We start from the raw sequence: 12,617 nt of genomic DNA, 5'->3' as shown, positions 1-12,617 counted from the left end.
GAATAGTTATTCAAAATTTTCTTTCATAAAAATGTTTTACGTTTTTTACTTTTATGATTAAAAATGATTTACCTTCTGTATTTGAAAATGATTATATAAAGATGTGGATCGAAGATGGAGTCTTGTGGGCAGAATATAAAGAAATTATCTTAAGGCTAAAAGAAGCTAAAAAGATAGTGTCAGATAGAATTATATTTCAAAAAGGGGCCATTTATCCTGCCATAGCAGACATAAGAAAAATTAAGTATGTTGATAGGGAAGCCAATGAATATCTGTCTAAGGAAGGCAATGCTATACTTGTTTGTGTGGCAATTATCGTTGAATCCCATGTAAGTGAAATCCTAGGGAATTTTTATCTTAGAATAAATAAGCCACTATTGCCAACCAAACTTTTTAGAAATGTCGAAAAGGCTAAGGCATGGGTAGAGTCTTTTATTTGATTGTACTTGAGGCCCTGAACATGTCTACTTTTTAGCAGTTGAAAGTTGTATGAAAACAAATGAAGAGTTTTTAAAGGAAGCAATTGATTCAGCTATTGAAAATGTTCGCTTAAATGATGGAAAACCTTTCGCAGCTTTGATAGTGAAGAACGGAGAAGTATTAGCTAAGGGGGTAAATGATGTACTTCACATTCATGATCCTACAGCACATGCCGAAATTCAAGCAATAAGGAAAGCTGCTTTCCGATTAAATTCAGAATTTCTGGAAGGTTGCGTAATTTATGCAAGCGGTCACCCTTGTCCCATGTGTCTCGCTGCCATTTATATTTCAGGAATAAGAACTGTTTATTATGGATCTTCATTGGAACAGGCAGCATTACATGGGTTCGGTGTAAGCCACATATACACTGAAGTCGGTAAATCAAATGAGCAAAGGCAGTATCCCTTACAACAATTGAAAGTCGCAGATGCTGAAAAACCTTTTCTTGTCTGGAAAGAAGTTAATAGTCCTTCTGAATTCGAACCCTGATACTTTTTCACTTGTTTTCTTTCTGTAATAGAGGGAGGACTGATGATACGTTTATTCAGAAAAAGAAAAAAGAGCTTAAAAGATAAAGCTATACATTCTGTTGGAACTTTTACTGGCGACCTTGGCAGGGGGCTGTTTTCGGGACTTGTTGGTACTATAGCTATAAGTCTTTCGCAGTTAATAGAAATGAAAGTTACCGGAAGAGAAGGAAGCGATTCCCCTTTAAAAGCAGCAGAAAAAGTACTTGATGTTCATGCTAATAATGATGAGTCTAAAAGTAAACTGGTAAATGGTATACATTTTACTTATGGCACAGCATGGGGAGGTATTAGAGGTATTATAGGTACTCTTGGGCTTAAAGGTATTCCTGCAAATGCCTTACACTTTTCTTCAGTTTTCGGAACAGAATTAGTAATGCTTCCAGGTTTAAAAGTTGCTCCTCCGGTAAAGGAATGGGGGGCTAAGGAAATTTCTATAAGTGGGGTACACCACATTGTTTATGCTCTTGTATCGGGAGTTGTGTTTGATCTTCTCAAATCAGAAAGAAAGTAGAATCTATTACCACCTAGTTTATTATGTGCTCTCTTTAAAGCAAATCGCTTTACATGGCCTTAGTGTGAGTCAAATGAATGAAGATAATATCCTAAATAGGTGATGCTTTCCTTGTCTGGAAAGGGATTATTGGTTATCCACGGAATTCGAACCAAGGATTATCTCCTGATGTTTTTAATACAAATGAATTTGAATATGGGACTATTGAATTTTAAAAGGAAAAGCATCGGGGATAGGTTTAAAGAAGAAGCAATTTATTCAGTAGGGACTTTTGCTGGCGACTTGGGAAGAGGTTTGGTTGCAGGATTTATCGGAACTGCAGCAATGAATGTTTCTCAGATACTTGAAATGAAGTTTACGAAAAGAGCAGAAAATGATACTCTTTTTCAGGCTTTAGGAAAGGTATTAGGTATTCCGGTTCGAAATCTATTACCGGCAGTGAAGCTAATTCTCAAAGAGAAATTAATAAATATCATTCATTATGCCTATGGGACAGTATGGGGAGGAGTAAGAGGAGTTATTGGTTCTGCCGGCTTAAAAGGAATTTTGGCAGATGCTATTCATTTTTCGTCTGTATTTACAACTGAACTTGTAATGTTTCCCAAATTGCATCTTGCTCCTCCTATAAAGAAATGGGGGCCCCAATCAATATCTGTAAGTGGAGTACATTACATTATTTATGCAATTGTATCAGGAGTTGTGTTTGATCTTCTTAAATCAGGAAGAAAGAATTAGACTTTTTTCTTCTTTTTGGAGAAATAAAAATACTTTTGAATATTAAAGAAAAAGAGGGGATAAAAATGAGTGTAAGATCTATTGTAGAAAGGGTAAGCACATCCTATATCTATCCTGTTATTTGAGTTAAAGATCAATTGAATGGAAGGTTTTATCTCTGAGTATTTACCATCCATAAGACTATAGTAAACATTCTGGTCAAAGTTTTTTAAATAACTAAAGTCATAAAGTGCATCTCTAACTGTCATCTCAGCAGCACCGTAGCTTCTATTCTCAAATTCTACATAAAGATTTATATTCAAATCATTATAGGTCGAGTATTTTGAAGGGAAGAGACGATACCCTAATGAGATATCGTAGTTGTTGGCGTCTCCCGCCTGGAATGTAATCTGTTGAGCTTTGTCTTTATAGAGCAAGGGATGAGCGTATGCATAAGTAAAGGATATCGCAAATCTCTTGTACAATCCAGTGATAATTGCTCCTCCTCCATAGCCAGAATTATCACCCATTAGAAAAGGTTCTGATTCATCATGTGGTACAAAGGACTTGCATGCTTGTCCGAACAAAGCTACTCTGAGATGTTTCTGGAAGCCGTCCACGCTGATCACTCGTTGTTTCAGATAAATATTAATACCTTCCAGTAGATAAGGATTTGGTTTATAAACTCGCTGATGGTGATTTGCAAAATAATTTTGAAGGTTCGCAGGGAATTTGGCCAGATGGTGGTTCGATCCTGCTGCTGTCACCATCAAAGTTGTTTTTCCGGTAATACCATACATAGCCCTCAGCGCACCCCAGTTCCTTTGTCTTTGTGATGGTATTTCTTTATATCCTTCAAATAAAAAACGCATGCCAAGGACATTCTTAGGTATGTTACTTGCAGATTCAGCATAAGGGAAAAGCTCCTGGCAAATGCCTTTGAAGAACGAAAGAACAAGAAAAGATAAAATCAGTATTTTTTTCATAGACTGATGTGGTATGCTTTCTGTTTTTCATTATGGACCTTGTCGTTTTCCTTAATGAAATACGACCAATGACTGAATTCTTTTTTGCTGATAAGATTCTTATCGAGAAACCTGAATGACCTTTCACCAGAAAGGTTGGCTTTCTCTTCACTCAAAATATAAAATTTATCTCCATTGACCTGAAAAGCATTTCCATCAAGGTTGATAGTATCAAAGTTAAGGGATGTTGAAATTTCTCTGACAGAAAATCCTGAATCATAGATTTTTTGACTAACCTTTTTGAAATCAGTTTTATATTTCTGGCGGAATATAACAGTTGCTTCATTCGTGTTTAGATCCATTTTTACAGACTCAACAAAATCCAGTTGGAGTAGAAGTTTTTCAACACTGTTCGAGCACATGGAACAAGTAAGGCCATCTATTCCTATTTTAGCTGATTTGAATTGGGCTATAGATGCGAAACCTGAAAAGATTAAAAATGTCAGAAGGAAGAATTTTGTTTTCATAGGGCATAAAAAAGTGGAAACGCTTAAAATCCAACTTTGTTGTAAAACTTATTCATCTATTTTAATTGCTTGTGAATTAAGGAAATTAATTTCTTTAATTCATAAAATTTCAAGCTTTCTTTCAAAAGATTTGTGAAGTAATGAAGCGATCTTTTATTTTGTTAAATAATTTGAAGACTTATGGAATTTCATTTATACATCAAAAATATGGTTTGTAACCGCTGTATTAAAGTGGTTAAGGATGAGCTGGAAAAGCTTTCTGTAAATGTAAAAGATATACGTCTTGGGGAAGTAGTAATAGATGCTCCAAAAGAACCTGAAATGTCTAAAATAAAGGAAGTGTTGGAGGAAAATGGCTTTGAATTATTGGAAGATAAAAAAGTTAAACTAGTTGAGAAGATTAAAACACTATTGATTGAGCAGATACATCATCATGAAGGAGAGCTTGATGTAAACTATTCTGAATTTCTGGCAAAAGAAGTAGGTAAGGATTATCACACATTATCCAATTTATTTTCTTCAATAGAGAATCTTACAATCGAAAAATATATAATCCTGCAAAAGATAGAAAAAGTAAAAGAATATTTAATATATAATGAGCTTACCTTGAGTGAATTGGCGTATAAGCTTGGGTATAGCAGTGTAGCGCACCTCAGTAATCAATTCAAACAGATCACCGGTTTTTCATCCTCCGAATTTAAAAAGCTTAAAGGCCATCAGCGTAAGCCTCTTGATGATATAAGTTGAAAGAGCGAAAAGCTTAAAGCGGAAAGCAGAAGTGACAATAAGCTTAGCTCTATTATTTAGATACTTCTAAAAAAACTCCTTTTGTTATATACTCAACTCCTTAAACTTACTATGGAAAAAATAATATCCCTGGTATTCATGCAAACACTTTCTCTTTAAACCTTCCGCTTTAAGCTTTAAGCCTTCCGCTTTTATCTACAACTCTTTCCCATAATTTTGTAAGCAAATTCCCTTCATTTAATTGTTACTTTGCTAGGGTTAGGAGGAAATGTGTCCTTCTGAAAATAGCTGATAATAATTATGAGTACCATAAAAAAAATTTTTCCTGTAGAAGGCTTGAGTTGTGCTTCCTGCGCTGTAAGTGTGGAGTCGATTTTAAAATCAATTCCGGAGGTCAAAGATGTTAATGTGAATTATGCAGGATCTACTGCTCAGGTTACTTACGATAATGCGTATCCAGCAGCGAAACTAAAAGAGGCGGTTCAATCCATTGGTTACGATTTGATCCTGGAAGAAGATGGAAACAAGTCGTCTGAAGTAGAGCAGTCAGCGCATTTTAAAAAACTTAAAATGAATGCTTTCTTGTCTTTGGCTTTTGCTATTCCTGTAGTTATAATAGGTATGTTTTTTCATATGGCTCCATATGCCAATCAGATCATGCTTTTATTATCAGCACCGGTTATATTAATTTTTGGCAAGCAGTTTTTTATCAATGCATTCCGATTAATTAAACACGGTCAAACCAATATGGATACACTTGTTGCTTTGAGCACCGGTATAGCTTTCGCTTTCAGTACATTTAATACATTATTTCCGGAAGTCCTTTTGAAGCAAGGAGTGCACCCAGATGTATATTTTGAAGCTGCTGCGGTGGTAATTGCATTTATCTTATTAGGTCGCTTGCTTGAAGAGCAGGCAAAGCAGAAAACAGGAAGTGCTATCAAAAAGCTAATGGGCTTGCAACCTAAAACTGTTAAGGTTATCAGAGGTAGTTCTGAAATTGAATTGAAAATAGAGGAAGTAGTAAAAGGTGATGAAATTATTATTCGTTCAGGAGAAAAGATCCCCGTCGACGGGCTGGTGATTTCAGGTAATTCATTTGTTGATGAAAGTACAATAACAGGTGAATCTATTCCTTCAGAGAAAATAACAGGTGCAAAGGTATTTGCAGGAACTCTGAATCAGAAGGGAAGCTTTACAATGAAAGCAGAGAAAGTAGGTGCTGAAACTTTGCTTGCAGGCATCATTAAAACTGTTCAGGAAGCTCAAGGGTCAAAAGCACCTGTTCAGAAGCTTGCAGATAAGATAGCGGGAATATTTGTTCCGATAGTCATAGGTATTGCAATTCTAACTTTTCTGGTATGGTTTATAGTCGGAGGAGAACATAGTTTCACTCATGCATTACTGGCTATGATTACAGTTCTTGTAATTGCTTGTCCATGTGCTCTTGGATTAGCCACACCTACTGCAATAATGGTTGGTATTGGTAAAGGAGCGGAGAAAGGTATTCTTATCAGAGATGCAGAGAGCCTGGAATTTGCAAAGAAAACGCAGGTGCTGGTTTTGGATAAAACAGGAACTATCACAATGGGAAGACCTAAAGTAACAGATGTTTACTGGAAGGAGAATATTGAAAGTAAAACTTTGCTTGAAGGAATCATTTTGACAGCAGAGCGTAAATCGGGACATCCACTGGCAGAGGCAGTCGTGCAATATTATAAAGAAAGAAATACATCTGAAGTTGCATTAGAGAATTTTGAAAGTCAGACTGGGAAAGGTGTTAAGGTGCAATATAAAGGAGATATTTATTTTATAGGAAGCCGGAATTTTGTTAAAAATGATATTAAGGCTGAATTATCAATTGATATAGAGAATATATCCAAGCAGTATAGTTCAGAAGCAAAAACCTTGATTTATTTAGTTCGGAATAAAAATGTTCTGGCCCTAATTGCGGTTGCTGATGAAGTGAAGCAAGGTTCTTATGATGCGATTCAAAAGATTAAGGATCTTGGTATTGATATCTACATGCTTACTGGAGACACAATGCATACAGCAGAAGCAATAGCAAAGAAAACCGGAATTGAAAAGTATAAAGCGGAAGTATTACCGTCTGATAAAGCAAGCTTTGTAAGGGAATTGAAGAATAATGGAAAAATTGTAGCTATGGCTGGAGACGGCGTGAATGATGCAGAAGCTCTGGCGCTAGCAGATGTTAGTATTGCAATGGCCCAGGGATCCGACATAGCCATGGATGTAGCAAAGATAACTTTGATGTCTTCTGATTTACGATTGATCCCTGAAAGTTTTAAGCTAAGTAAATTTACAGTGAATACAATCCGTCAGAATCTCTTCTGGGCCTTTATTTATAACCTGATCGGTATTCCTCTTGCTGCGGGCGTATTGTATCCTGTTAATGGTTTTCTTCTAAATCCAATGCTTGCCGGATTGGCAATGGCATTAAGCAGTGTGTCAGTTGTATTGAATAGCCTGAGGTTAAAAACAGTAAGACTTTAACTAAGTGTAAATAATATTCAAAATTATATAAGAACCGTAATTCAGATTAGCATTAACTTTATAGAAATAAATAACGAGGTAAGTCATGGAAACTCTACAATTTAAAACAAATATCAAATGCGGAGCTTGTGTTGAAAAGGCTGGAAAAGCTTTAGACGAGGCGTCTGAAATAAAAGAATGGGATGTCGATATAAAATCCAACGATAAAATTCTGACTGTAAAGGGGGAAAATATTTCTCCTGAGATTGTACAGAAAACACTCGACAAAGCTGGATATAAAATCCTTTCCTGAATTGTTGGTAATAAGCAATGTTAAATTTCACTGTGTTTTCTCTGTGTAATTTTTTCTTCCACAGAGAAGACATAGATAATCAGCTCAAGGAGTCCAGAATTCAACTTCATATAATCTGTTTCCCTTAAATCTCAGAATCCACTCATCGGTCCATGCTTCCCTTGGATTGATCCTTACCAATCTGAATGTCTCCTTTCTTTCCGGATCAAAGTAATCATAGGATATTCTGACCGATACCGGGAATATCTTTTTAACATCTGCAAGTCTGGTTGAATGACATAACGTTAATGAAGGATATGTCAATCTCAGAGTCGAGGGCGCTTCGGTAAATCGGACAAGCTTAAGATTTACCTTGTCTCCGTTTACAAGGAAATCAATTCCTTTATATGACCACATGTAAATTGGATTTGTAAGGGGAAACTTTTCTGGTCTGTACAATCCTGATGCGCCGCATACACTTGTTTTCTCTGGAGCTCCTAAACTGGAAAGCAATGTAAGCGTATCTGTATAGACAGGTATTGCTCCGATTTTTAATGTATCGATATTCAAAACTTCGTCCCAAAGACTGGGCTTGCAACAGTCCTTTGGAGATAAGCTTTCCGATGGTTTACCTGCAGATAACAAAAGGTAAAGAGCTGCAATGTTTATAAATTTCCTGATCATATCACTCCCACAATCCCTATAGGAGTAACTCAGGGAATAGATATGAAGTTTTTTGTGTAATGCTTTTTTCTCTGAATGAGTGAGTTATAGGAAGGAGAGGCTTGGCTGATCAGAAGAGACTACTATAAACTGAACGTTATCAGTTATTATTAAGTTTACCCAGTCAGTTCTGCTTGATGTATATCCTGTGTTAAATTTCGGTTCTCTGATTTCTCAAATCCTTTATCTTATTTCTAAGAGAATCCTCTTTAATATTTCTTTCCCAAAAATTCATAAGTTCGTTAATGTCGTTATCTCTCTTATCCAGGAGGTAATATAAAATTGTAGCATTTACTCTGTGAGTTTCCTCAAAATTTCCATCGATTTTTTCTCCACCAATAAAGTAGCCTTCATTCCCTTCTGGATCTATTGACAATACTGCTCCATCAAGTAGCGGAGAGCGATTCTCAATTCCTTTTCCCTGTGCTATATTTTTAATAAAAGCAAGTTTGCTTTTGGTAAAATCGGGATAATTGGTTATTGATAATTGTAGAATATGTAATCCGTCAATTGGATCATTCTTTGAATATTCCTCAAATACTTTAAGCAAAATCAATTGGACTTCTTCATTACTTGGAATTTTTGAAATTGACTCTACCGAAGGGAAAGCAGCTTCATACCTAAAGTTTAATATTTCGTCACCTATATCTTTTACTATCTTCTTAGTTTGAATTCCATCTATTGCAATTCTGCAGAGTACATCTATTGCTTTATACTGAGTCCAATCATATTCCCCAAATCCTATAGAATATAAAATTGGTATGGCTTGTTCTTTATAATTGAAAAGAATTTCGAAAACTGAATTCTGGCATATATTCATCCAAACTCCGAAGTATCCATATTTACTGGTTTTAGATTTCAGCGTATCGGGTTCTGGTGGATTATTATGGAAATACCTAGTCAGTTCCTTTGCTCTATTAAATTCTAATCGGGATGAGATGTTTTTTGCAGCCTTCTTAAATCTATTAATGTCATCAAACTCTTGAGCAACTTCAATTAGTATGTCTTCTAATTCAAAGTCTCTAATATGAGATTCCTGCCTAAATCTGCTATTTGCAGGCGTTAGAGGGGGGCGTTTTTCTTTAAATATTCCAAATAAATTAAGTAATCTCCTAAGCATCTGATTTGTATATAAAAACATAATTTCTGAAAAAACACCATATAGAATATATTCCCCATTTAACACTCATTATTCATTTTATGATGATGTCCTCCGATTGGTCATGGAGGGGAGGGACGAGTCTATTGATGCCATAGCTCCAAGCGATGACATCAATAGATGTGATATTTTACTCTATAACAATTGGAAAATCATGCCCCTTGGAAAAGGTATATGGATATTGAGATTTTCCATGATACTTCTTATTCATTTCAGGAATCTGATCGTCCAGAAAGGACTTTAGTTCATATACCGTAACTTTTCCATCTTTTGGAGCTCCGTCAGCTTCGCCTTTCAAGGCATGAAGTAAAATATAAGTAAATAATCCATGGCCCAGTTCACTTACTTCTATTGCTGTTTCATTGCTTCCTGCCGATGCCAGCACATGTATCCCTGAACTTCTTGCGAGTTGAGCAATAGCCTTTTCTTCAATGCCCCCTCTGGATGCAAGGAATTCTATTGAGCCTCCCGAATGACAAGCATCCATAATTATGATTTGCTTAAGTGCTTTGATCTCTTTGAATTTCTGTTGTAGTTCGGAAGCTTCTATAGCTTCTTTTGCAAGCGTATTTTTCTCGTATAATCTTGTACATTCAGATGGGATGAAGAAGAACTGCTCTTCTGTCATGCTTCCATGTCCTGCATAGTAAAAGATGAATACATCGTTCTTCTGAATGTTTTTGGAAAGGTCACTTAACTTTTTCAGGATATTGGCCTTTGTAGCTTCTTCATCATACAATGAAGTGACCTCGATTTTCTTAAACATCTTCTGACTTTTTTCTTTAAGCATTTCAGTGATAGCTTCAGCATCTTCTCTTGCAAATGTGAGTGTCATAGATGGGTTTTTGTATTTGTCAATTCCTATTGCCAGTATATGACAAGTGCTGGCAAGCTCTCCGGTTTCAGAATGCAGTTCTGAATAAGATGCAGAAGACTCTATACGTTCTTTGCTGAATGCACTTGCTTCAAAAATATTCACTCCGTGGACAAGAGATACTGTTTCCTTTAATACGACATGTTCCCCTTTTTTATTGGGTAGATTTTTAACATTACCAAAAGAGATGCGCTTTCCGTTATGCAATACTTTAATTTCATCTGTGCCTCCTCCGTTATCTGTTACTTTAATGTATACTTCAGCTTCAGCTTTGCCTTCGGTTTTTAAGGCTGTGATTTTTACTGCCGGGGGAGGCGTGTTCTTTAATAAATCGTCCACGCTCTTATGCATGCCTGTTCCCCGGTTGTTAAATAGGGAAGGCAGAAGATCCGGCTTATAGAATTTTTCAATCAGCTGTTCGGTAGAATATAACTGAGTTCCTTTTACAAAGTGCACATAATCCATAGCTCCTGAAGTACCATTAAAATAACCTTCCTTCGTTAGTACCATCCAGTCTTTGTTTTTGATATAAATATGCTCGAAAAACTCATGACCTTTTTCCAGGTTCCAGAATTTGACAGATCCATCCAGTGAAGAGCTAAGTAACATCTTGCCATCAGCGCTAAGGGTCAAATTACTGATCTCTGCTTTATGGCCTTCCAATTGCTTTATGACTTTACCGCTTTGCCAGTCCCATATCCTGATGATTCTGTCATCTCCTGCTGTGATCACCTGTGACCCATCAGGAGTGAATAATGCAGCATGAACAGGGGTAGAGATTCCGTTGAGCTTTTTTAGCATCAACCCTGTTTTGATATCCCACACTCGTGTAGTGCCATCCCATGAACTGCTCATCATTATATGTGGCTGAGTAGGGTGAAAGGAAATAGATGATACGATGTCAGTGTGACCTATGAATGATTTTACTCTTGTCTTAGAATCAGGCTCAAACAGTTCAAGGGTTTTGTCTAGTCTGGCAAGTACAAGATATAAGCCGTCGGGAGTATAGGAAAATGTGTAGGCAGAGTTGTTGTTAAGATCAATCCGATTAACAAGGTTTCCGTTTTTAGAATCGAAAACATTGATGGTGGCATCCCATCCGGTTGTGGTAATAGTAGATTCGTCCGGACTATATTTCACATCAAATACAGGTTCATTATGACCTTTCAGATCAAATATCTTTTGACCTTTATCCAGTGACCAGATTTTTACACCTCCTTTGGAGTCTCCTGAGACGATGGTCTTTCCGTCTTTAGTTATGTCAAGAGATATAACAGGTTTTGCATGGTCTGAGAATTTGGTCTGTGGTATGCCTGTTGCAATGTCCCAGACCTTAACTTCTTTCCCGGATTTGGTTCTTATAATCTCTTTTCCATTAGGGAGAAGAACGACTTTGTTCTTTAACCTTAAATATTTAGTGATATGGGAATGCCAATAGCTATTAGGGTCGTAGCCCAGATCATTGTCATCATTTTCATTTAGCAAACCTTTAAATGGTTTGATTTTTTTGCCTGTTACTTTATTGAATTCGGTAACAACATTGTCATCAGATGCTATAAAGACAGACTCACTGCCTTTTCCTAAAGCAGCCGCTGTGATTTCATGACCCTCAGGAGCTGGGAAGAAAGCAATGGAATCTTTTTGTCCACGATTAAAAATCAAAGCAACTTTTTCTTCTGCTGTGAGAATGAAACGATCATTATTGCTAAGGTCAACTCCTGTTACATCTTTTAACTCATTACCATAAGTCATCAGGAGTTTGCCTGATTTAATATCGTATTCTTCTGCTTTGCTGTTGGAGGAAAGTTTTATAAGGGTATTACCATCTTTGGTGAATACATTATAAGTACCGCATCCTCCACACCATCCCTGCTCCGGCTTGAATGTATTCAATAGTGACCAGCTTAAAGTTTCGTAGACTTTAGTAGTACGATTATCTTCTCCTATGGCACAAAGTTTTCCGTCTTTGCTGAATTGAATATGTACGCCAAGTCCTAATCCCTGATCAGGATTGGTTTCTATTGTTTTAATAAGGTTTCCTGAAGGAAAGTCATATATAGAAACAACCTCTGCAAAGCCGGAAGTAAGTAGTAATTTCCCATCAGGAGAAAATACCGCGTCAGTTAAAACCTTATCAGTAGAAGGTGTGGAGAAAATAAATTTGCCAGTTGCTACTTCCCATACTTTTGCAGTTCCATCAATACTACTTGTCACAAGATATTTACTATCGCTGCTGAAGCGGACTCTGGTTACAGAATGTGTATGTCCGATAAAACTTCTTATTTCCCTCCCGGAATTGATGTCCCAAAGCTTGGCTGTTTTGTCCTTGCTACCAGTTGCCAGTAAGGTTCCCTCCGGATCAATTTCAATACACTTAATGGAAGCAAAATGTCCTTTCTGTAAAACAGTTTCGACATTGTTTTGAGCTATAAGTCCTGTTATTAAACCAGAATAAAGGAATACTGTGATAAACAGCTTTTTCATAAATGAGATTAGGTAATAATAATCTAATTTACAAGTTTTTAAGGTTATATGAGCAGCATAGTAAATAATATAAATGAAAATTTTATTTCCTCTTCTAAAGATTTGAAACTGAGTTTTA

At 36.4% G+C, this 12,617-nt stretch carries 12 protein-coding genes; 7 read left to right on the top strand and 5 right to left on the bottom strand.

Features of this window, described 5'->3' with window-relative positions; all coding sequences use genetic code 11:
- Nucleotides 1–53: 53 nt before the first annotated feature.
- From J7604_RS12470 to J7604_RS12455, 4 genes are all read left to right on the top strand, one after another.
- Complete coding sequence (locus tag J7604_RS12470; protein ID WP_293896423.1) at nucleotides 54–440, top strand: hypothetical protein; 387 nt, start codon at nucleotides 54–56, stop codon at nucleotides 438–440.
- A 49-nt stretch (nucleotides 441–489) separates the two neighbouring features.
- Entirely contained in the window at nucleotides 490–969 is a 480-nt protein-coding gene (locus J7604_RS12465; RefSeq protein WP_293896420.1) for a nucleoside deaminase, read from the top strand.
- Nucleotides 970–1,011: 42 nt separating this feature from the next.
- Nucleotides 1,012–1,521 (top strand): hypothetical protein, encoded by a 510-nt coding sequence (locus tag J7604_RS12460; protein WP_293896417.1) that lies wholly within the window; start codon nucleotides 1,012–1,014, stop codon nucleotides 1,519–1,521.
- Between the two features lie 195 nt (nucleotides 1,522–1,716).
- Nucleotides 1,717–2,256, top strand: coding sequence for a hypothetical protein (locus J7604_RS12455; protein WP_293896414.1), 540 nt, complete (start codon nucleotides 1,717–1,719; stop codon nucleotides 2,254–2,256).
- Here J7604_RS12455 and J7604_RS12450 read toward each other — a convergent pair.
- Nucleotides 2,253–3,221, bottom strand: coding sequence for a hypothetical protein (locus J7604_RS12450; RefSeq protein WP_293896411.1), 969 nt, complete (start codon nucleotides 3,219–3,221; stop codon nucleotides 2,253–2,255). The genes J7604_RS12455 and J7604_RS12450 overlap by 4 nt on opposite strands.
- A complete protein-coding gene (locus J7604_RS12445) occupies nucleotides 3,218–3,727 on the bottom strand; it encodes a heavy metal-associated domain-containing protein (RefSeq protein WP_293896409.1) in 510 nt (169 codons plus the stop codon). The genes J7604_RS12450 and J7604_RS12445 overlap by 4 nt, the downstream gene beginning before the upstream one ends.
- Nucleotides 3,728–3,907: 180 nt before the next feature.
- Between J7604_RS12445 and J7604_RS12440 the strand changes: the two genes are divergently transcribed.
- From J7604_RS12440 to J7604_RS12430, 3 genes are all read left to right on the top strand, one after another.
- Nucleotides 3,908–4,474 carry an AraC family transcriptional regulator gene (locus J7604_RS12440; protein WP_293896406.1) on the top strand — a complete coding sequence of 189 codons (567 nt, stop codon included), beginning with the start codon at nucleotides 3,908–3,910 and terminating at the stop codon, nucleotides 4,472–4,474.
- A 300-nt stretch (nucleotides 4,475–4,774) separates the two neighbouring features.
- Nucleotides 4,775–6,988, top strand: coding sequence for a cation-translocating P-type ATPase (locus J7604_RS12435; protein ID WP_293896403.1), 2,214 nt, complete (start codon nucleotides 4,775–4,777; stop codon nucleotides 6,986–6,988).
- An 85-nt stretch (nucleotides 6,989–7,073) separates the two neighbouring features.
- A complete protein-coding gene (locus tag J7604_RS12430; RefSeq protein WP_293896400.1) occupies nucleotides 7,074–7,280 on the top strand; it encodes a heavy metal-associated domain-containing protein in 207 nt (68 codons plus the stop codon).
- Between the two features lie 84 nt (nucleotides 7,281–7,364).
- On the opposite strand, the gene J7604_RS12425 is transcribed toward J7604_RS12430, so the two are convergent.
- From J7604_RS12425 to J7604_RS12415, 3 genes are all read right to left on the bottom strand, one after another.
- Nucleotides 7,365–7,943, bottom strand: coding sequence for a hypothetical protein (locus J7604_RS12425; protein ID WP_293896397.1), 579 nt, complete (start codon nucleotides 7,941–7,943; stop codon nucleotides 7,365–7,367).
- Between the two features lie 190 nt (nucleotides 7,944–8,133).
- Nucleotides 8,134–9,168: a hypothetical protein gene (locus tag J7604_RS12420; RefSeq protein WP_293896394.1), complete on the bottom strand. Its 1,035-nt coding sequence runs from the start codon at nucleotides 9,166–9,168 to the stop codon at nucleotides 8,134–8,136.
- 103 nt (nucleotides 9,169–9,271) lie between these two features.
- Nucleotides 9,272–12,499: a caspase family protein gene (locus J7604_RS12415; RefSeq protein ID WP_293896391.1), complete on the bottom strand. Its 3,228-nt coding sequence runs from the start codon at nucleotides 12,497–12,499 to the stop codon at nucleotides 9,272–9,274.
- Nucleotides 12,500–12,617 lie beyond the last annotated feature (118 nt).

Origin of the sequence: Sporocytophaga sp. (assembly GCF_017745095.1) — a bacterium.
In the GTDB taxonomy this organism is placed as follows: domain Bacteria; phylum Bacteroidota; class Bacteroidia; order Cytophagales; family Cytophagaceae; genus Sporocytophaga.
Note: the sequence above shows the minus strand (reverse complement) of the source record. Positions and strands in the feature narration are given on the sequence as shown.